Here is an 18,355-nt window from a genome sequence, read left to right on the forward strand (position 1 = left end):
GAAAACTCCTGAACGTTGCGAGGAAGGGCCTGTTTCGCCAGACTACAGGGATTGCGTGGTTCCGGCCAGTTTCAACATCGCGGACGTCCCCATGCCTTTGTTTGCCAGATGCGCCATCGTCTATTTTGCCGGGGTGTTCGCCGCAGCCTTCGTGCTGGGCGCGATCCGGGTGGCGTTTGTCGCGCCGCAGCTTGGCGAATTTCCGGCGGTGGCGCTGGAAGTGCCGCTTGTCCTGTGCCTGTCATGGGCTGTTGCGGGCCGCATCCTGCATCGCGATCCGTTGCCGTTGGGCGGCCGGTTGGCGATGGGCGCCCTGGCCTTTGGCCTGCTGATGCTGGCCGAAATGGCCCTGGCCCGCCTGTTCGGACAATCAACCCGAGAGGTCATCACCAATATGAAAAGCCCGGCAGGGGCGCTTGGCCTTGCCGGGCAGATCGGTTTCGCCGTGATTCCCGCCTTGCGCGGTCAGGCCAGCGGCTGAGCCCGTTCGACCAGACGCACGAAGAAGCTGGCGCCAACAGGCGAGGCTTCATCGTTGAAGTCGAAGGCCGAATGGTGCAGCCCTGCCCCCGGCCCGGTGCCAAGGAACAGATAGGCGCCGGGGCACGCCTCAAGCATGTAGGAGAAATCCTCGCTGCCCATCTCGCGGTTGGACCGGGCGTTGACGGCCTCGGCCCCCGAAATCTCGCGCGCGACTTCGGCGGCGAATTCGGCCTGGTCCTCATGGTTGATGGTGGCGGGATAGCCCCAGTCATAGTCGATCCGGGCCGTCACGCCATAGGCGGCAGCATGGCCTTCGACGATCTCGTAAAACCGTTTTTTCAGCAGCGCGCGCACATCGGGCTTGAAGCAGCGGATGGTGGCGCAGAACATCGCCTCTTCGGGGATGATGTTCGAGGCCGTGCCGGTGTGGATCTGGGTGACCGAGATCACCGCCTCATCCAATGCATAGACGTTGCGCGGGATGATGGTCTGGATCGCCTGCACCATGCCGACCACGGCCACCACCGGATCGACACATTCATGCGGCGTGGCACCATGGCCGCCCTTGCCGGTGAGATAGACGAAGGCGGTGTCCACGCTGGCCATCAGCGGGCCGGGCGTGGTCTGGAAATGGCCGAAGGGCACGTTGGGCGAATTGTGGATGCCGTAGACCTGCGAGATGCCGAAGCGGTCCATCATGCCTTCCTGCACCATGACCTGACCACCGCCGCCGTCTTCTTCGGCCGGCTGGAAGATCAGCGCCACCTTGCCGGCGAAATTCCGCGTCTCTGCCAGATACTTGGCAGCCCCCAGCAACATGGTGACATGCCCGTCATGGCCGCAGGCGTGCATCTTGCCCGGCACCGTGCTGGCATGGGGCGCGCCAGTGGTTTCCTCGATCGGCAGCGCGTCCATGTCGGCGCGAAGCCCGATCACCGGGCCGGGCCCCTTGCCGTTGATGATGGCAACGATGCCGGTCTTGGCGATTCCCTCGTGAATTTCGTCCACGCCGATCTCACGCAGCCGGGCCGCGATCCAGGCCGCCGTATTGTGGCAGTCGAAGGCCAGTTCGGGGTGCTGGTGCAGATACCGCCGCCAGCCCTTCATTTCCTCGGCATAAGAGGCGATACGGTTGAGAACGGGCATGGTCGGGATTCCTTCTTGGGGTCGTCGTGTCAGGCTTTGATCAAATCGGAAAACAGGGTTGCCTGCAATGTCACTTCCCCCCCTTGACCGTGCCAAAAGCGACGCTCTGGTGCAGACACCCGGCGGCGACATCCGCCGCCTTCTGGAAATCATGGCGCGTCTGCGCGACCCGGACACCGGCTGTCCCTGGGATGTGGAGCAGACCTTTGCCAGCATCGCCCGCTATACGCTGGAAGAGGCGCATGAGGTGGTGGATGCCATCGAGCGCGAGGATTGGGCCGAGTTGCGCGGCGAGCTGGGTGATCTGCTGCTACAGACGGTGTTCCACGCCCGAATGGCCGAAGAGGCCGGGCTGTTCGGCTTTTCCGATGTTGTGGCGGCGATCAGCGACAAGATGGTCGCCCGCCATCCGCATGTGTTCGGCGACGAAAGCCGCGACAAGACAGCCGAGCAGCAGACCGTGGACTGGGAGGCGCTGAAGGCCCGCGAACGCGGCGCGCGCGCCCGGGTTCTGGACGGCGTGGCGCTGGCCCTGCCCGCCCTGACCCGCGCGGTCAAGCTGCAGAACCGCGCGGCGCGGGTGGGGTTCGACTGGCCCTCGACCGAAGAGGTGCTGGACAAGCTGACCGAAGAGGCGCGCGAGGTGGTCGAAGCCCGCGAAACCCTGACGCAGGACGAGGTCAGCGAGGAAATCGGCGATCTTCTGTTCGTGATGGCCAATCTGGCCCGGCACCTGAAGGTGGACCCCGAAGCCGCCCTGCGCGCGGCCAACCAGAAGTTCACCCGCCGCTTTGCCCGCATCGAGGACTGGCTGACCGAGGCCGGCAAGACGCCCGACCAATCGGATCTGGCCGAAATGGATGCACTGTGGAACCGCGCCAAGGCCGAGGAAAAGGCCGCGCGCTAGGGCGGCAAAATATCCGACCAATACACTCAGGCATTGACCCATGGCGGAAAGTCATGTTTATCGGGCGCGAATAACCGACCAAAGGAGTCAACCATGTCTTTCCGCCTGCCGGCGCTTGCGCTGCTTCTTTCCTCGGCCCTGCCTGCCCTTGCCGATGAGATCAATGTCTATTCCCACCGCCAGCCGGAACTGATTCAGCCTCTGGTCGATGCCTTCACCGCCGAAACCGGCATCACGGTGAATGTGGCCTTCATCGACAAGGGGATGGCCGAACGTCTGGTGGCCGAGGGCGACCGTTCGCCGGCGGATGTGGTGCTGACCGTGGACATCGCACGGCTGATGCAGATCGTCGAGGCGGGCGTGACGCAGCCCGTCACCTCGGCCGTGCTGGAGGCCGATATTCCGGCCACGCTGCGCGACCCGGAAAACCGCTGGTTCGGCCTGACGACGCGCGCGCGTATCGTCTATGCCGCCAAGGACCGCGTGCAGCCCGGCGACGTGACCACCTATGAAGACCTGGCCGATCCCAAGTGGAAGGGGCGCATCTGCACCCGTTCGGGTCTGTCAGACTATAACGTTGCCCTGACCTCGGCGATGATCGCCCATCACGGCGAGGATTACACCAAAGGCTGGCTGGAAGGCCTGAAGGCCAATCTGGCGCGCAAGCCGGAAGGCGGCGACCGGGATCAGGTGAAGGCCATCGCCGCCGGCCTGTGCGACATCGCCATCGGCAATACCTACTATATCGGCCAGATGCTGGCCGACCCCGAACAGGCCCCGGCTGCCGAAGCGGTGAACGTGCTGTTCCCGGTGTTCGAGGGCGACGGCACCCATGTGAACATTTCGGGCATGGCCATGACCAAAGCCGCCCCGAACCGCGAGGCGGCGCTGAAGTTCATGGAATGGCTGACCACTGACACGGCGCAGAAGATCTATGCCGAGACCAACAATGAATACCCGGTCAAACCGGGGGTCGAACGGTCGGCGCTGGTCGCAAGCTGGGGCGATTTCACGCCCGACAGCAAGACGCTTGCCGAAATCGCCTCATTGCGGCCCGCCGCGCTGAAACTGGTCGAAACGGTTGATTTCGACGGCTGACGCCACGCGATCCGCCTGAACGCAACCACCGGGGGCCGCAGGCTGGACAAGCCGCGGCCCTTCGGCTTTCTTGGGCGGCCTGAGGAAGGACGCGTCCATGAAACACCCCCGCAAGATCATCATCGACACCGACCCCGGCCAGGATGACGCCGTGGCGATTCTGCTCGCCCTCGCCTCGCCCGAGGAGGTGCAGGTGCTGGGCATCACGGCGGTGGCCGGCAACGTGCCGCTGGCGCTGACGCAGAAGAACGCCCGCGTGATCTGCGAACTGGCCGGCCGGACCGAGGTGCCGGTCTTTGCCGGCTGCGACGCGCCGATTCAGCGCAAGCTGGTGACGGCGGAACATGTGCATGGCAAGACCGGGCTTGACGGCATCCCGCTGCCCGATCCGCAGATGCCGTTGCAGGACCAGCACGCCGTCGATTTCCTGATCGAGACCCTGCGCCGCGAAGCCCCCGGCAGCGTGACGCTGTGCCCGCTGGGGCCGCTGACCAATATCGCCACCGCCTTCGCGCGCGCGCCCGACATCGTGCCGCGCGTGGCCGAGATCGTGCTGATGGGCGGCGCCTATTTCGAGGTGGGCAACATCACCCCCGCAGCCGAATTCAACATTTACGTTGACCCGAAAGCCGCTGAAATCGTGTTCAAATCCGGCGTTCCTATTGTGGTGATGCCGCTGGATGTCACCCACAAGGCGCTGACCTCGCGCGCCTGGGTCGAGGAGATGCGTGGCCTTGGCACCCGCGTCGGTCAGGCGGTGGCAAGCTGGACCGATTTCTTCGAACGCTTCGACACCGCGAAATATGGCAGCGAAGGCGCCCCGCTGCATGATCCTTGCGTGATCGCCTATCTGATCGACCCCGGCCTGTTCGCGGGGCGTCATATCAATGTCGAGATCGAAACCCGGTCCGCGCTGACGCTGGGCATGACGGTGGCCGACTGGTGGCGCGTCACCGACCGGCCGGCAAATGCGCTGTTCGTGGGCTCGGTCGACCGGGACGGTTTCTACCGCCTGCTTTCAGACCGTCTGGCGCGGTTCTGACGACTGCACAAATGAAAAGGGGCACCCGATACGGGTGCCCCGATCAGGCCCGAGGGGCCTTGAATCACACGGCCTTCGAGATGAAGCCGACGGCGTCGCCGAAGGTCTGGATGGTTTCGGCGGCGTCATCCGGGATCTCGATCCCGAACTCTTCCTCGAAGGCCATCACCAGTTCGACGGTGTCCAGCGAGTCCGCGCCGAGGTCGTCGATGAACGAGGCGTTCTCGACGACCTTGTCCTCTTCCACGCCCAGGTGCTCGACCACGATCTTCTTCACGCGCTCGGCGATATCGCTCATGTCTTCCTCTGCTTTCGTTCTCGGGGAGACCCCGGCTGATTATCCTGCCCGAAGCGGGCCGTCCTATTGCCCCGCTATGGGAGGCGCAGTTCCGGGCAACCGCCCGGGAATCTGGCGCGCGCTATAACAACAGCGCCGCGCCATGGCAAACCCTTTCGGTCTGCCGTCACACCATGGCCATGCCGCCGTTCACATGCAGCGTGGCCCCGGTCACATATCCGGCCTCCGGCGATGCCAGATACAGCACCGCGGCGGCAATCTCCTGCGGGGTGCCCATGCGGCCCGCCGGCACCGCGCCCAGGATGCCGGCCCGCTGCGCCTCGTTCAGCTTGTCGGTCATCGCGGTCTCGATAAACCCCGGCGCGACGCAATTCACCGTGATGCCACGGCTGGCCACCTCGGCCGCCAGCGACTTCGACATCCCCACCATGCCGGCCTTCGAGGCGGCATAGTTCACCTGCCCCGCGTTGCCGGTCTGGCCCACGACCGACGAGATGTTCACGATCCGGCCCCAGCGCGCCTTCATCATGCCGCGGATGGCGGCGCGGCACAGCCGGAAGGTCGCGGTCAGGTTCACGTCGATCACCGCCTGCCAGTCGGCATCCGACATCCGCATGACCAGCCCATCACGGGTGATGCCGGCATTGTTCACCAGAATGTCGACCGCCCCCATCGCCTCGGCCGCGCGCTTGACCAGGCCTTCCACCGCCTCGGCATCCGACAGGTTGCAGGGCAGCACATGCGCCCGCCCCCCCAGTTCCGCCGCCAGCGCCTCCAGCGGCTCGACCCTTGTGCCCGACAGGCCGACCGTCGCCCCCGCCGCATGAAGGGCGCGCGCGATGTCCGCGCCGATCCCGCCCGAAGCGCCGGTCACCAGCGCAGATTTTCCCGTCAGATCGAACATGTCCGAATCTCCTGCCTTCCAATTGGCTCAAATACCCTGGGGGTCCGGGGGCAAAGCCCCCGGCCTGCGCGCCGGCGTCAGCCCCTGACCGCCGCCACATCCTCGGGCGTGCCGATGGCCTTCAGCACCACCTCGCCCGAGGTGATGCGCTTGATCATTCCCGACAGCGCCTTGCCGGCACCGATTTCCCAATATTCGGTGACGCCTGCGGTTTCCATCCACAGCACCGATTCCCGCCAGCGGACCGATCCGGTCACCTGCGCGACCAGCAGGTCGAAGAAACGGTCCGGCTCGGTCACCGCCTCGGCACGGACGTTCACAACGACCGGCACGCTGGGTTTGGAGATCACCACCGCCGACAGCGCCTCGGCCATGCGATGCGCGGCCGGCTGCATCAAGGCGCAATGGAAGGGGGCGCTGACCGGCAACAGAAGCGCGCGCTTTGCGCCTTTGGCCTTGGCAATCTCGATCGCCCGCTCGACCGCGCCCTTGTGGCCGGAAACCACCACCTGTGCGGGGTCATTGTCATTCGCCGCTTGGCACACCTCGCCCTGCGCGGCCTCTTCCGCCACCGCCTGCGCAGTGGCGAAGTCCAGCCCCAGAAGCGCGGCCATCGCGCCCACGCCCACCGGCACGGCTTCCTGCATCGCCTCGCCGCGCAGACGCAGAAGGCGGGCAGTGTCGCTCAGCGACAGGGCCCCAGCGGCACAGAGCGCGGAATACTCACCCAAGCTGTGCCCGGCCACGAAATCGGCATGGCTTGCAACCGAGATGCCTTCCGCCTCCAGCGCCCGCAGCGCCGCGATCGAGGTGGCCATCAGCGCCGGCTGGGCGTTCTGTGTCAGCGTCAGTTCGGCGATGTCGCCTTCCCAGATAAGCGCCGACAGCTTTTCGCCAAGCGCCGCATCCACCTCGTCGAACACCGCTTTTGCGGCGGGATAGGCGTCAGCCAGCGCGCGGCCCATGCCGATGGTCTGGGCGCCCTGACCGGGGAAAACGAATGCACGGCTCATGCTTGACCTCTTGAAACCTGTTTTCCCCGGCATAACCTGCGGCCGCCGGTCCCGCAATCGTGCAAAGCCGCGCACAGGGACTGTGCCCCGCCGCGCATGGCCAGTTCCGCAAAGCCTGCTACCTTGCGCCGAAACCGATTGCCAAGGACCTGCACCCCATGCCCGTACCGAATACGCCGCACAGCTACGGCAGCGTTGCCCGCACCTTTCACTGGCTGACCGCCCTTCTGATCATCGCGGCCTTTCCGCTGGGCATGATCGCCAGCGACATGCCCTATGACACGGTCGAGGCGCTGGCGCGCAAGGCGCAACTGTTTTCAATCCACAAGACGGTGGGCGTGGCGGTCTTCCTGGTCGCCTCGGCGCGCATCCTCTGGGCCCTGACCCAGCCGCGCCCCGCGCCGCTGCACCCCGAGCGCCGGCTGGAAACCTTCCTGGCCGAACTGGTGCATTGGGCGCTTTACCTGTCGCTGGTCGTGGTGCCGCTGTCGGGTTGGATTCACCATGCCGCCGTGGACGGTTTCGCCCCGATCCTGTGGCCGCTGGGCCAGGGCCTGCCCTTTGTGCCCAAGTCCGAGGTGATCTCGCATGGCGCCTCGACCGTGCATGGCATCTTTACCAAGGTGCTGCTGGCCTCGGTCGCGCTGCACGTTCTGGGCGCGCTGAAACATGTGCTGATCGACCGCGACGACACCCTTGCCCGGATGACCCGCGGCACGGCCTCAACCGCAACGACCGCGGCCCGGCATGGCCGCGCGCCGATGCTGGCCGCGCTGGCGATCTTTGCCGCCGGTCTTGGGCTGGCCTGGGCCGCATCCGAGCCGCCCGCCGCGCCGCCCGTCCCCCCGGCCCCGCAGGCAGCCGCCGCGCCGGCGCCGGCCGGCAACTGGATGGTGGAGTCGGGCAGCCTGAGCTTTGCGGTCAAGCAGATGGGCAGCGCCGTCAGCGGCACCCTGCCCGCCTGGACCGCCGACATCACCTATGATGACGCAACCGGCACCGGCCGCGTCAGAGTCGGCATCGACACCACGCAGATGACGCTGGGCTCCGTGACCGATCAGGCCAAGGGGGCCGATTTCTTCGACGTGGCCCAGCACCCGACCGCCACCTTCACCGCCGACATCGCGCGGACGGCTGACGGGCAAACGGAGAACGGGCACACGGCGACCGGCACCCTGACCCTGCGGGGGGTGGAACACCCCGTCACCCTGCCCTTCACCCTGACGCTGGACGGCGACACGGCCACCATGTCGGGCGAGACCACGCTGGACCGGCGCGATTTCGGCATGGGCGCAGGCTACAAGGACGAAAGCCAGGTCGGCTTTTCCGTCATCGTCTCGGTCAAGCTGACCGCGCGCAAGGCGCCCTGACCAAACGGCGGGCAGGCGCCCCCCGGGTGCCTGCCGTCACCCCGTGATGCCGGCCTTGGCCTGACATTCGCTGGCCACGCTGGCAGCGGCGACATTGGCCGATCTGAGGGCATCGCTCGACGGGCTCAGCCGCAGCTCTTCGCGCTGGTTCCGGGTCAGGGCCATGGGCAAGGTCTCGACCATGCAGCGCTGCAACTGCCGCAACTGTCCGTCACTTGCCGAGAATTGCCGCCCGGCCAGCAGCACGGCCGCATTGGCCTGTGCTTCGATAAAGGCCACATCGGCCTGCGGTGTCTCGAAGTCATAGTGCAACTGGCAAGTGGGCGGCGGCGCGGCGTGCGCACCCGCCATGGCCTGGCCCTGTCGGTCAATCAGCGTCTTGCACCCCCAGGCCTGCGCCACCGCAGGCATCAGGGCGTTGAGATTTTCCCAGACCAGAAGATGGCTGTTGCCGCGAACCCCGTCGGTCGGGCTGATTTCGCTTGTGGTGGTGAACCGATACCAGTCGGCCACGGCATAAGTGATTGCCGCAGAGGCACCAACAGCCAGCAACCCGACCCCTATGGCAAAACGCGCCATTTGCATCACCTTCACCAACACGAAGCCAAGGGCACCAAACACACGGCGCCGTTACATCATTTAACGCCAGCACGGGCTCGCAATCAACCGGCTTGCACGGCCACACGGGCGGATTTCACAGGGAAAAGGCCACCGGATCGCTCCGGTGGCCCCTGTTGTTCCGGTGTCTTGCCGAGGGCAAGTCAGGCCGTCACTCGGCCTTCATCGCCTCGACCGAGATCTGGATCTGCACTTCGTCGCTGACATAGGGTGCGAACATGCCCAGATTGTAGTCCGACCGCAGCACGGTGGTGGTGGCCGAGAACCCGGCCCAGGGCTTTTTCTCCATCGGGTGTTCACCCGCCTGGTTCAGCACCGCCTCCAGCACGACCGGCTTGGTCACGCCGTTCAGCGTCAGGTCGCCGGTGATCTTGGCGGTCTTCTCGCCGGTCACTTCAATGCCGGTCGAGGTGAAGCTGACGGTCTTGTCCTCGGTCGCGCCGAAGAAATCGGGCGACATCAGGTGATCGAAGCGGGCCTGCCAGCCGGTCAGCATGGTGGTCACCGGGAAGCTGACCTTCACCGAGGACGCCGCCGGATTGGCCTGATCGAACTGGATCTCGCCTTCAAAGCCCGAGAACATGCCGTAACCGGTGGAAAAGCCGAGGTGGTTGTAGGAAAACACGATCTGGCTGTGGCTGGGGTCCAGCACATACTTTTCAGCCTCGGCAAAGGCCGGGGCCGAAACCAGCGCGGCGGCCAGCGCAAGGGGGGCGAAACGGATCATCAGAAACTCCTGCTGGATGATGCACATGCAGCATACCTGCCCGCACAGGCGGCATCGGGCAATCCGGCACACCCGAACAGGACTTGCGCGGTGGTGAACATCACCTTGGCGTCAGATGCGCTGGACAGGGTGCCGCCCCCGCAGCCCTTGCATCCCGGCCGCCGATCTGTATAAGGCCCCATCCTTCCTGCATTCCCATGAACCGGCGATGCCTCTCGTGGACGGGCCGCAGGAAGGTTGGCCCGTTCTTTGAAGCCGCCCCGAGACGAAGGAAGACCGCATGCCGCTTTACGAGCATGTCTTCATTGCGCGTCAGGACTTGTCCAACACGCAGGCCGAAGGCCTTGTCGAACATTTCTCCACGGTCCTTTCGGACAACGGCGGCAAGGTCGTCGAATCCGAATACTGGGGCGTGAAGACCATGGCCTACAAGATCAACAAGAACCGCAAGGGCCACTATGCCCTGCTCCGGTCCGACGCTCCGGCGGCGGCTGTGCAGGAAATGGAACGCCTGATGCGCCTTCATGACGACGTGATGCGCGTGCTGACCATCAAGGTCGACAAGCACGCCGAAGGTCCGTCGGTCCAGATGCAGAAGCGCGATGAGCGTGAAGGCCGTGGCGACCGCGATGGCGACCGTGGCAGCTTTGGCGGCGAACGCCGCGAGCGCAGCTTTGGCGACCGCCCCGACCGTGGCGAACGCCCGTCGTTCGGCGCTCCGCGTCGTTGATCTGAGAAAGGACCACACCCATGGCGAACAAACCGTTTTTCCGCCGCCGCAAGGTTTGCCCCTTCTCGGGCGACAATGCTCCGGCGATCGACTACAAGGACACCCGTCTTCTGCAGCGCTACATCTCCGAGCGCGGCAAGATCGTGCCGTCCCGCATCACCGCAGTCTCGGCGAAGAAGCAGCGTGAACTGGCTCAGGCCATCAAGCGCGCCCGCTTCCTGGCCCTGCTGCCCTATGCCGTGAAATAAGGAGCACGACCGATGCAAGTGATCCTTCTTCAGCGCGTGGCCAAACTTGGCCAGATGGGCGAAGTCGTCAACGTCAAGGACGGCTATGCCCGCAACTACCTGCTGCCGCAGGGCAAGGCGCTGCGCGCCAACGAATCGAACGTGAAGGCGTTCGAGGCGAAGAAAGCCCAGCTTGAAGCAAACAACCTGGAAACCCGCAAGGAAGCCGAAGGCGTTGCCGCCAAGCTGGACGGCCAGACGTTCATCGTCATCCGTTCGGCATCGGAATCCGGTGCGCTTTACGGTTCGGTTTCGGCCCGTGACATTTCCGAAGCTGCGACCGCCGCCGGTTTCACCGTCGAGCGTGGCCAGGTCGAGATGGACAAGCCGATCAAGGACCTGGGCATCCACCCGGTGACCGTGGTTCTGCACCCCGAAGTCTCGGTCAAGGTCAGCGTGAACGTTGCCCGTTCGCCGGAAGAAGCCGAACTGCAAGCCTCGGGCAAGTCGATCCGCGATGCGGCGGCCGAAGCCGATGCGGCGGCCGACTTCGAGATCGCCGAACTGTTCGACGACATGGGTTCGGCCGCTTCGGACGAATAATCCTTTCCGGCCTGCCGGATTGAAGCCGCGCCCCGGGCAACCGGGGCGCGGTTTTCGTTTGGGCGGGGCGCGTGGGTTACATAATTTACTTTTGTATCACATAATGCCATGGTATACAAAAATAGAAAGTGTAGCACATGGTCATTGCCCGACATTCCCTGAATGCGCAGTCTGCTTATCATGATCTGCTGCGCGGCCTGAAAGATGATGCCGTATCCGACCTGCGCGGCACCCCCGTCAAAGAAACAAGAAACGGTCGGACCTACTGGTATGACCAATACCGCATCGGCACTTCGGTTCGGCGCAGCTATATCGGCGAAGATACCGCCGAACTGCGTGACCGTCTTGAACGGCAGGCGGGTCTTGCCGCCGAAGTTGCCCAACGCCGCCAGACAAGAACAAGGCTGGTCCGGCTTCTGCGGGCCGAAGGAATGCTGTCAACCGATGGCTCTGTCGGCGCATTGTTCGCGGCGGCAGAAAAGCTGGGGGTCTTCCGGCTTGGTGGAACCCTGGTAGGCACACAGGCCTTCCGGCTGTATGAGGGCGAACTTGGGCTACGAATTCCCAGTTCTGAACTTGCCCAGACTGGCGACATTGATTTTGCTCAGTTCGAACGCCTTTCGCTTGCACTGGATGATCAGGTTACTGGCAGTATCTCGGAAACCTTCAAGGCCTTGTCCTTTGAACCCGTCCCAGGTCTTGAGCGGGCGGCCGTGTGGAAATGGCGCCAGACACGTTCGGACGTGATGGTCGAATTTCTTACCCCGTCGTTCCGGTCCGAGGAGGACATCCGCGACCTGCCGGCGCTTGGTGTTTCGGCGCAGTCGCTGCATTTCCTGAACTACCTGATCGCGCAGCCGATCAAGGCGGCGGCGCTGTATCGCTCGGGGGTTCTGGTGCAGATCCCCCGCCCCGAGGCTTTTGCCATTCACAAGCTGATCGTCGCCGACCGCCGCCGGGGCGGGCCGGACCAGATCAAGTCGCGGAAGGACCGAGCGCAGGCGGCGCTGCTGGTCGAGGTTCTGGCCGAGGACCGGCCCGATGAACTGCGCGAAGCCCATGAGGACGCGCTGTCGCGTGGCCCGCATTGGCGCGACCACATCGCCCGCAGTCTGGCGCGGATGCCGGAAACCGCCGCCCGTCTCGCCGCGCTTTGACTGCCGGTGTCGGCGGCAGGACAGAATCGGCCGCCGGCGCGGCTAGCCTGCCTGAATGCGCGCCTCGGTCATCACCCAAGGCATCCTGGCCCTGTGCGCCGGGATTGCCATCTTCTCGGTTCAGGATCTGATCCTGAAACGGCTGTCGGGCGATTATCCGCTGCATCAGGCCATGGTCCTGCGCAGCCTGACCGCCCTGCCCTTTCATCTGGCGATCGTCTGGTGGTTCGACGGGCGGCTGTCCACCATCACCACCCCTGGCTGGTGGAAGATGCTGGCGCGCGGTCTGCTGAATTTCACCGCCTATACGGCCTATTACCTGGGCCTTGCCGCCCTGCCGATTGCCACGACCGTGGCGCTGTTCTTCACCGCGCCGCTGTTCATCACCCTGTCCACGGCGCTGTTCTTCCGCGAAAAGGTGCCCTTCGCCTCGGGCCTTGCAGTGGTGCTGGGGTTTGCCGGCGTGCTGCTGATCGTGCGGCCGGGTGCATCGGGCCTTGGCTGGACCGCGCTGCTGCCGATCCTGGGGGCGCTTGGCTATGCACTGTCAATGGTGGTTGCCCGCCCGATGGGGCGCACGGAATCAGCCGCGGCCATGGCCTTCTGGGGCAATAGCTGCTTTCTGATCTGCGCGCTGGTGCTATCGGCGGTCTTTGGCAGCGGCACCATGGCCGGGACAGCCGACCCTTCGCTGGCCTTCCTGACACGGGGCTGGATCATGCCGCCGCTGCGCGATCTGGCGCTGATGGTGTCCTGCGGCGTGATCGCGGCGGTGGGGCTGACCCTGCTGACCCATGCCTACCGGATTGCACCTTCGGCAGCGATTGCGCCCTTTGAATACAGCTTCATGTTCTGGGGGCTGCTCTGGGGCTGGAAGTTCTGGGGCGACCTGCCCGATGCGCTGGCCTGGGTTGGCATCGCGGTAATCATCGCCGCCGGGATCTACGTCATCCGCCAGCCTGCCCCCGAGACCGCGGCCCCGCCGGTGCCCGGGGGCGACCCGGCCTAACCTTCTTCAACCAGCTTGCGCAGATCTTCGCCGTTCAGATGCGCCAGACCCGCGCGCACGGCGCCATAGGGCACGGCCAGCACCAGAAGGCCGTATCCCAGACCCGCCGCTGCAATCCGGTGCGGCAGGCCGGGGCTGTCAGTAAAGGCGCCCCCTTCGACCGAAAATTCCTGGGGAACACCGGAGGCGTCCGCCGCGGCCTCTGCCGGGGCCGTCATCAAGGCCCGGATCGCGGCAAGATCGGGATCAGCCAGCGGATCGGCCCCCGATGGCGCGGCGGCAGTCCTGTCGGGAACGGACAACAAGGGTTCGGCGGGTGTGGCGGTCTGCGGGCGGACAGTCTGCGCGGCCGTCTCCAGTAGCGCCGCCCCCGCCGTGATGGCCCGGCTGACCTGCTGATACGTTGGCAGAACCCGCCCGATGCGGCCAAGCCGCGCCTCGGGGATCTGCCAGCGCCCGCTTGCCACCGTTTCCGAAAAGCCATGGCTCCAGACCGAGCAGCGCCGCAGCAGCCGGCCCAAGCCTTCACGCGCGAACAGCACGGACGCCAGCGCGAAAGCCCGGGGTTGCAAGGGTGGGTGCTGGCTGCCTTCGGCCCAGATTCGGGGCCTTTCATCGGGTGATTTTCGGCTCATCGGATCAACCGCAAGCATGTGACGACGCCAGACTGCCACGGATGGTCTACAAAAGGCAGGCGGAAAATCATACCCCGACCCGTGCGGCGGCCGGAAATGCGAAGGGCCGCCCTTTGCGGGACGGCCCTTGCTGCCGGTCCGGGGAAATCCCGTCTCAGCAGGAATAATACATCTGGTATTCCACCGGATGCGGGGTGTGTTCGAAGGCGTAAACCTCTTCCCACTTCAGCGCGATATAGCCTTCGAGCTGGTCCTTGGTGAACACGTCGCCGGCCAGCAGGAAGTCGTGATCCTTCTCCAGCTCTTCCAGCGCCTCGCGCAGGCTGCCGCAGACGGTCGGGATTTCGGCCAGTTCTTCCGGCGGCAGATCATACAGATCCTTGTCCGAAGCCGGACCCGGGTCGATCTTGTTCTTGATGCCATCCAGACCGGCCATCAGCAGGGCGGCGAAGGCCAGATAGGGGTTGGCCGCCGGATCGGGGAAGCGGGCTTCCACACGCTTGGCCTTGGGCGATTCGGTCCACGGAATACGGACGCAGCCACTGCGGTTGCGGGCCGAATAGGCGCGCAGAACCGGGGCCTCGAAGCCGGGGATCAGGCGCTTGTAGCTGTTGGTCGCCGGGTTGGTCAGCGCGTTCAGCGCCTTGGCGTGCTTCAGGATGCCGCCGATGAACCACAGGGCTTCCTGGCTCAGGTCGGCATACTTGTCGCCGGCGAACAGCGGCTTGCCGTTCTTCCAGATCGACATGTTGACGTGCATCCCGCTGCCGTTGTCACCCTTCATGGGTTTGGGCATGAAGGTCACGGTCTTGCCGTAGGCATGAGCCACGTTGTGGATCACATACTTGTACTTCTGGATGTTGTCGGCCTGCTCGACCAGTCCGCCAAAGATCATCCCCAGCTCATGCTGGGCGGTCGCCACTTCGTGGTGGTGCTTGTCCACGCGCATACCCATGCGCTTCATGGTGGACAGCATCTCGCTGCGCAGGTCTTGCGCCGCATCGACCGGGTTCACCGGGAAGTAGCCGCCCTTGTGGCCGGCACGATGCGCAAGGTTGCCGCCTTCAAAGGCCGCGTCGGTGTTCCAGGCGGCATCTTCCGAGTCGATCTGGAACGACACCTTCTGCGGCGTCACCGAATAGCGCACGTCGTCGAAGATGAAGAATTCGGCTTCCGGCCCGAAATAGGCCGCGTCGCCCACGCCCGAAGACTTGAGATAGGCTTCCGCCTTGACCGCGGTCTGACGCGGGCAGCGCGAATAGGCTTCGCCGGTGTCGGGTTCGACCACGTTGCAATGCACGCAGAGGGTTTTCTCGGCATAGAACGGGTCGATATAGACGCTGGTCGGATCGGGGATCAGCTTCATGTCGGACTGGTCGATCGACTTCCAGCCGGCGATCGACGAGCCGTCGAACATGAAGCCTTCCTCGAAGAAGTCTTCATCCACAAGATCAGCCACCAGCGTGACGTGCTGCAGCTTGCCCTTGGGGTCGGTGAAACGGATGTCGACGTATTCGACTTCCTCGTCCTTGATCAGTTTCAGAGCTTTCGCAACTGCGCTCATCTGACTGCCTTTCGGTGCTTGGGTTACAGGTTCAGGCCGCGAAGGCCAGTTCAGGGATCATCTTTCGCGCGTCGTGCTGCGCTCAGACGGCATCATCGCCGGTTTCGCCGGTGCGGATGCGGATGGCTTGTTCGACAGGGGTGACGAAGATCTTGCCATCGCCGATCTTGTCGGTGCGCGCGGCCGAGACGATGGCCTGCACGGCGGCATCAACCATGTCGTCGGTCAGCACGACCTCGATCTTCACCTTGGGCAGGAAATCGACCACATATTCGGCGCCGCGATAAAGTTCGGTATGGCCCTTCTGGCGACCGAAGCCCTTGACCTCGGTGACGGAAAGACCCTGGATGCCGGCTTCCTGAAGCGCCTCCTTAACTTCATCAAGCTTGAACGGCTTGATGATCGCCTCAATCTTCTTCATGCGCCGACTCCCCCGTTTCTCGCTCTGTCCCTCACAGCACTTCCCTTGCAGGCCGACAATTGACTAGGGTGGCAGCAAGGTCGCCCCACCTTGGAAATCCTTGGTGACTGCCCGTTTTTTAGGCAATGCGGCGCGGAAATGAGCAAGATGCGAACAGCTCGGAAAAGCCGATGACCGATCTTCTGACTGCGGCCCAGATGCGTGCACTTGAACAGGCTGCCATCGCCAGCGGCCGGGTGACCGGCCTTGAGCTGATGGAGCGCGCGGGCCGCGGCGTGGTCGAGGCGATCTTTCAGGAATGGCCCGCGTTGCGCGCCACCTCACACCGCGCGGTGGTGCTGTGCGGCCCCGGCAACAATGGCGGCGACGGCTTTGTCGTGGCCCGCCTGCTGCGGGAATGGGGTTGGGATGTGGCTGTGTTCCTGCACGGCACCCCCGACCGTCTGCCACCCGATGCGCGGGCGAATTACGACCGCTGGCGGGCGATTGGCGCGGTGGCCCCGCTTGACACGCTGGACTGGCCACTGCTGCGCCGAACCGACATCACCATTGACGCGCTGTTCGGCATCGGCCTGCAACGCCCGCTGGCGGCGGGTCTTTGGGGCGCGCTGGAAATGGCAAAAGAGGCCGGCACCCGGCTGGTGGCCATCGACCTGCCCTCGGGCCTGTGTGCCTGGTCAGGGCGGATGCTGGTCGAAGGGATTGGCCCAGATCACCCCGCCGACCTGACGGTAACGTTTCACAGCCGTAAGCCCGGCCATCTGCTGGCCGAAGGGTCGGCGCGCTGTGGCCGGCTTGTGGTGGCCCCGATCGGGCTTGAGACCACCGCAGACCACCTGTCGCGCGATGAGGCCGCCTGGTCCCCGATCGAGGAAACAGCCGTCGATCCCGGCGCGCTGGCCAAAGGCGCCGGGCACAAGTTCACCCATGGCCACGCCCTGATCCTGTCCGGTCCGCCCGGCCATGGCGGCGCGGCGCGACTTTCCGCCCGTGGCAGCCTGCGGATCGGGGCGGGGCTGGTGACGCTGGGCTGCCCGCCCGATGCCCTGCCCGAGACTGCCGCGCGGCTGGACGCGGTGATGCTGCGCCCGATTGCCGATGCCGATGCTTTGGCAAGGGTGCTGGAGGACCGGCGGATCAACGCGCTTTGCCTTGGGCCGGGGCTGGGAACCACCGCGCGTGAAGCCGCGCTGGTGGCCACCGCGCTGCAGGCGGCGCGACCGCTGGTGCTGGATGCCGATGCGCTGACCCTTCTGTCACAGCGCCCCGACCTTTTCTCCGCCCTGCACGGTGGCTGCGTCCTGACCCCGCACGCCGGAGAGTTCGCCCGTCTGTTCCCCGACATTTCAGAAAGGCTGGCCGCGCCGATGACCGGCGGACCGGCCTTCTCGAAGGTCGATGCCACGCGCGAGGCAGCCGCGCGGGCTGGCTGTGTGGTGCTGTTCAAGGGGGCAGATACGGTGATCGCCGCGCCGTCGGGCCGGTGCGCCCTCAACGCGGCGGCCTATGACCGCGCCGCGCCCTGGCTGGCCACGGCCGGATCTGGCGACGTGCTGGCGGGGTTCCTGTGCGGGTTGATGGCGCGCGGCTTTCCCCCGTTCGACGCCGCCTGTACGGCGGCCTGGCTGCATGTGGAAGCCGCACGCAGCTTCGGCCCCGGCCTGATTGCCGAAGACCTGCCCGAGGAGCTGCCAAAGGTCTTCCGCGCTTTGGGCGTCTGACTGCACTAGCCCCGGCTTTCGGGACGGCAGCCCAATTCCCTTCCGCCGGCATAGACGGTTTCTGCGCCGTCGAAATGCAGGGCATAGACCCGCCGCATGGGCGCGACCTTGGGCAGGAAAGGCAATACAGGCGCGGCCTCGATCCGCATTTCAACCCCGCGCAAGACCCGCGCGCCCGACCGGGTGATGATCCGGTCGCCAGGGCACAGGAACTGCACCGGCAATTCGCCGTCCAGCGTCAGAACCGGGGTGCCGGACAGGATGCCGGGCCAGGTGGCAGAACTGCTGTCAGAAGACGGGATGCGCTGGCCCATGATGCCGGTCCGTTGCGGGCGGGATTGCCCTTTTTGCCACCCTTCCCCCGGATGGTGGCAGCACTGGGCCACGGTCGGTCCGAAACGCAGGCCATTTCATGCCGAACCGCGGCGGTTGCGGCGAAAAAGCTGCAAACTTTTCCTCTCGCATCCGCCCCCCGCCTTTGTTAGAAGGGCGCCGGATTTTCCGGGCCGCGTGGACCGTGCCTCCTGACGCAAAGGGGGCAAGGTGGCTTTGCGCGTTTCGGAAGGGCAAGACATGCGGGTGTGGCGGAATTGGCAGACGCACTGGATTTAGGTTCCAGCGCCGCAAGGCGTGGGGGTTCAAGTCCCTTCACCCGCACCAGGTTTGGACAGGAAGGACGACA

21 protein-coding genes and 1 tRNA gene are annotated in these 18,355 nt (G+C 65.1%); 12 read left to right on the forward strand and 10 right to left on the reverse strand.

Going from position 1 to position 18,355, the window contains the following annotated elements:
* Positions 1-91: 91 nt before the first annotated feature.
* Positions 92-481 carry a hypothetical protein gene (locus C5F44_RS06935; RefSeq protein ID WP_107672791.1) on the forward strand — a complete coding sequence of 130 codons (390 nt, stop codon included), beginning with the start codon at positions 92-94 and terminating at the stop codon, positions 479-481.
* On the opposite strand, the gene C5F44_RS06940 is transcribed toward C5F44_RS06935, so the two are convergent.
* Positions 466-1,629: a M20 aminoacylase family protein gene (locus tag C5F44_RS06940; protein ID WP_107672792.1), complete on the reverse strand. Its 1,164-nt coding sequence runs from the start codon at positions 1,627-1,629 to the stop codon at positions 466-468. The genes C5F44_RS06935 and C5F44_RS06940 overlap by 16 nt on opposite strands.
* Positions 1,630-1,696: 67 nt before the next feature.
* Between C5F44_RS06940 and mazG the strand changes: the two genes are divergently transcribed.
* From mazG to C5F44_RS06955, 3 genes are all read left to right on the forward strand, one after another.
* Positions 1,697-2,536, forward strand: coding sequence for a nucleoside triphosphate pyrophosphohydrolase (mazG, locus tag C5F44_RS06945; protein WP_107672793.1), 840 nt, complete (start codon positions 1,697-1,699; stop codon positions 2,534-2,536).
* A 93-nt stretch (positions 2,537-2,629) separates the two neighbouring features.
* Positions 2,630-3,634, forward strand: a complete 1,005-nt coding sequence (locus C5F44_RS06950) for a Fe(3+) ABC transporter substrate-binding protein (RefSeq protein WP_107672794.1) — start codon at positions 2,630-2,632, stop codon at positions 3,632-3,634.
* Positions 3,635-3,731: 97 nt separating this feature from the next.
* Positions 3,732-4,676, forward strand: a complete 945-nt coding sequence (locus C5F44_RS06955; RefSeq protein WP_107672795.1) for a nucleoside hydrolase — start codon at positions 3,732-3,734, stop codon at positions 4,674-4,676.
* A gap of 64 nt (positions 4,677-4,740) precedes the next feature.
* On the opposite strand, the gene C5F44_RS06960 is transcribed toward C5F44_RS06955, so the two are convergent.
* The 3 genes from C5F44_RS06960 to fabD form a co-directional block, all read right to left on the reverse strand.
* Positions 4,741-4,974, reverse strand: a complete 234-nt coding sequence (locus tag C5F44_RS06960; RefSeq protein WP_107672796.1) for an acyl carrier protein — start codon at positions 4,972-4,974, stop codon at positions 4,741-4,743.
* 166 nt (positions 4,975-5,140) lie between these two features.
* A complete protein-coding gene (gene fabG / locus C5F44_RS06965; RefSeq protein ID WP_107672797.1) occupies positions 5,141-5,878 on the reverse strand; it encodes a 3-oxoacyl-[acyl-carrier-protein] reductase in 738 nt (245 codons plus the stop codon).
* Positions 5,879-5,955: 77 nt separating this feature from the next.
* On the reverse strand, positions 5,956-6,891 hold the full coding sequence (fabD, locus tag C5F44_RS06970) for an ACP S-malonyltransferase (RefSeq protein WP_107672798.1): 936 nt from the start codon (positions 6,889-6,891) through the stop codon (positions 5,956-5,958).
* 158 nt (positions 6,892-7,049) lie between these two features.
* Here fabD and C5F44_RS06975 point away from each other — a divergent pair, with 158 nt between their 5' ends.
* Positions 7,050-8,261 carry a cytochrome b/b6 domain-containing protein gene (locus C5F44_RS06975; protein ID WP_107672912.1) on the forward strand — a complete coding sequence of 404 codons (1,212 nt, stop codon included), beginning with the start codon at positions 7,050-7,052 and terminating at the stop codon, positions 8,259-8,261.
* A 36-nt stretch (positions 8,262-8,297) separates the two neighbouring features.
* On the opposite strand, the gene C5F44_RS06980 is transcribed toward C5F44_RS06975, so the two are convergent.
* A complete protein-coding gene (locus tag C5F44_RS06980; protein WP_146161912.1) occupies positions 8,298-8,840 on the reverse strand; it encodes a hypothetical protein in 543 nt (180 codons plus the stop codon).
* Positions 8,841-9,030: 190 nt separating this feature from the next.
* Positions 9,031-9,606: a YceI family protein gene (locus tag C5F44_RS06985; RefSeq protein WP_107672913.1), complete on the reverse strand. Its 576-nt coding sequence runs from the start codon at positions 9,604-9,606 to the stop codon at positions 9,031-9,033.
* A 280-nt stretch (positions 9,607-9,886) separates the two neighbouring features.
* Between C5F44_RS06985 and rpsF the strand changes: the two genes are divergently transcribed.
* From rpsF to C5F44_RS07010, 5 genes are all read left to right on the forward strand, one after another.
* On the forward strand, positions 9,887-10,336 hold the full coding sequence (gene rpsF / locus C5F44_RS06990) for a 30S ribosomal protein S6 (protein ID WP_107672800.1): 450 nt from the start codon (positions 9,887-9,889) through the stop codon (positions 10,334-10,336).
* Positions 10,337-10,356: 20 nt separating this feature from the next.
* Positions 10,357-10,584 (forward strand): 30S ribosomal protein S18, encoded by a 228-nt coding sequence (rpsR, locus tag C5F44_RS06995; RefSeq protein WP_103256213.1) that lies wholly within the window; start codon positions 10,357-10,359, stop codon positions 10,582-10,584.
* Between the two features lie 12 nt (positions 10,585-10,596).
* On the forward strand, positions 10,597-11,166 hold the full coding sequence (rplI, locus tag C5F44_RS07000) for a 50S ribosomal protein L9 (RefSeq protein WP_107672801.1): 570 nt from the start codon (positions 10,597-10,599) through the stop codon (positions 11,164-11,166).
* Between the two features lie 137 nt (positions 11,167-11,303).
* Positions 11,304-12,323: a nucleotidyltransferase family protein gene (locus tag C5F44_RS07005; protein WP_107672802.1), complete on the forward strand. Its 1,020-nt coding sequence runs from the start codon at positions 11,304-11,306 to the stop codon at positions 12,321-12,323.
* 55 nt (positions 12,324-12,378) lie between these two features.
* Positions 12,379-13,332 carry a DMT family transporter gene (locus tag C5F44_RS07010; protein ID WP_107672803.1) on the forward strand — a complete coding sequence of 318 codons (954 nt, stop codon included), beginning with the start codon at positions 12,379-12,381 and terminating at the stop codon, positions 13,330-13,332.
* On the opposite strand, the gene C5F44_RS07015 is transcribed toward C5F44_RS07010, so the two are convergent.
* The 3 genes from C5F44_RS07015 to C5F44_RS07025 form a co-directional block, all read right to left on the reverse strand.
* On the reverse strand, positions 13,329-13,874 hold the full coding sequence (locus C5F44_RS07015) for a hypothetical protein (RefSeq protein WP_107672804.1): 546 nt from the start codon (positions 13,872-13,874) through the stop codon (positions 13,329-13,331). The two genes, C5F44_RS07010 and C5F44_RS07015, sit on opposite strands and share 4 nt — an antisense overlap.
* Before the next feature lie 247 nt (positions 13,875-14,121).
* The gene (gene glnA / locus C5F44_RS07020; RefSeq protein ID WP_107672805.1) at positions 14,122-15,531 is read right to left on the reverse strand and encodes a type I glutamate--ammonia ligase; all 1,410 of its coding nucleotides are present in this window, start codon (positions 15,529-15,531) and stop codon (positions 14,122-14,124) included.
* 82 nt (positions 15,532-15,613) lie between these two features.
* A complete protein-coding gene (locus C5F44_RS07025; RefSeq protein WP_107672806.1) occupies positions 15,614-15,952 on the reverse strand; it encodes a P-II family nitrogen regulator in 339 nt (112 codons plus the stop codon).
* Between the two features lie 170 nt (positions 15,953-16,122).
* Between C5F44_RS07025 and C5F44_RS07030 the strand changes: the two genes are divergently transcribed.
* Positions 16,123-17,673 (forward strand): NAD(P)H-hydrate dehydratase, encoded by a 1,551-nt coding sequence (locus tag C5F44_RS07030; protein WP_107672914.1) that lies wholly within the window; start codon positions 16,123-16,125, stop codon positions 17,671-17,673.
* Between the two features lie 5 nt (positions 17,674-17,678).
* On the opposite strand, the gene C5F44_RS07035 is transcribed toward C5F44_RS07030, so the two are convergent.
* The gene (locus C5F44_RS07035; RefSeq protein WP_235822557.1) at positions 17,679-17,987 is read right to left on the reverse strand and encodes a Hint domain-containing protein; all 309 of its coding nucleotides are present in this window, start codon (positions 17,985-17,987) and stop codon (positions 17,679-17,681) included.
* 261 nt (positions 17,988-18,248) lie between these two features.
* On the opposite strand from C5F44_RS07035, the gene C5F44_RS07040 reads away from it, so the two are divergent.
* A tRNA-Leu gene (locus C5F44_RS07040) sits at positions 18,249-18,333 on the forward strand.
* Positions 18,334-18,355 lie beyond the last annotated feature (22 nt).

The organism is Fuscovulum blasticum DSM 2131 (assembly GCF_003034965.1).
Taxonomy (GTDB): Bacteria; Pseudomonadota; Alphaproteobacteria; order Rhodobacterales; family Rhodobacteraceae; genus Pseudogemmobacter; species Pseudogemmobacter blasticus.

Bases quoted from the DNA above. Each gene is read 5' to 3' on its own strand.
- C5F44_RS06935 (WP_107672791.1), top strand. From the start codon at position 92: ATGCCTTTGTTTGCCAGATGCGCCATCGTCTATTTTGCCGGGGTGTTC.
- C5F44_RS06940 (WP_107672792.1), bottom strand. From the start codon at position 1,629: ATGCCCGTTCTCAACCGTATCGCCTCTTATGCCGAGGAAATGAAGGGC.
- mazG (WP_107672793.1), top strand. From the start codon at position 1,697: ATGTCACTTCCCCCCCTTGACCGTGCCAAAAGCGACGCTCTGGTGCAG.
- C5F44_RS06950 (WP_107672794.1), top strand. From the start codon at position 2,630: ATGTCTTTCCGCCTGCCGGCGCTTGCGCTGCTTCTTTCCTCGGCCCTG.
- C5F44_RS06955 (WP_107672795.1), top strand. From the start codon at position 3,732: ATGAAACACCCCCGCAAGATCATCATCGACACCGACCCCGGCCAGGAT.
- C5F44_RS06960 (WP_107672796.1), bottom strand. From the start codon at position 4,974: ATGAGCGATATCGCCGAGCGCGTGAAGAAGATCGTGGTCGAGCACCTG.
- fabG (WP_107672797.1), bottom strand. From the start codon at position 5,878: ATGTTCGATCTGACGGGAAAATCTGCGCTGGTGACCGGCGCTTCGGGC.
- fabD (WP_107672798.1), bottom strand. From the start codon at position 6,891: ATGAGCCGTGCATTCGTTTTCCCCGGTCAGGGCGCCCAGACCATCGGC.
- C5F44_RS06975 (WP_107672912.1), top strand. From the start codon at position 7,050: ATGCCCGTACCGAATACGCCGCACAGCTACGGCAGCGTTGCCCGCACC.
- C5F44_RS06980 (WP_146161912.1), bottom strand. From the start codon at position 8,840: ATGGCGCGTTTTGCCATAGGGGTCGGGTTGCTGGCTGTTGGTGCCTCT.
- C5F44_RS06985 (WP_107672913.1), bottom strand. From the start codon at position 9,606: ATGATCCGTTTCGCCCCCCTTGCGCTGGCCGCCGCGCTGGTTTCGGCC.
- rpsF (WP_107672800.1), top strand. From the start codon at position 9,887: ATGCCGCTTTACGAGCATGTCTTCATTGCGCGTCAGGACTTGTCCAAC.
- rpsR (WP_103256213.1), top strand. From the start codon at position 10,357: ATGGCGAACAAACCGTTTTTCCGCCGCCGCAAGGTTTGCCCCTTCTCG.
- rplI (WP_107672801.1), top strand. From the start codon at position 10,597: ATGCAAGTGATCCTTCTTCAGCGCGTGGCCAAACTTGGCCAGATGGGC.
- C5F44_RS07005 (WP_107672802.1), top strand. From the start codon at position 11,304: ATGGTCATTGCCCGACATTCCCTGAATGCGCAGTCTGCTTATCATGAT.
- C5F44_RS07010 (WP_107672803.1), top strand. From the start codon at position 12,379: ATGCGCGCCTCGGTCATCACCCAAGGCATCCTGGCCCTGTGCGCCGGG.
- glnA (WP_107672805.1), bottom strand. From the start codon at position 15,531: ATGAGCGCAGTTGCGAAAGCTCTGAAACTGATCAAGGACGAGGAAGTC.
- C5F44_RS07025 (WP_107672806.1), bottom strand. From the start codon at position 15,952: ATGAAGAAGATTGAGGCGATCATCAAGCCGTTCAAGCTTGATGAAGTT.
- C5F44_RS07030 (WP_107672914.1), top strand. From the start codon at position 16,123: ATGACCGATCTTCTGACTGCGGCCCAGATGCGTGCACTTGAACAGGCT.
- C5F44_RS07035 (WP_235822557.1), bottom strand. From the start codon at position 17,987: ATGGGCCAGCGCATCCCGTCTTCTGACAGCAGTTCTGCCACCTGGCCC.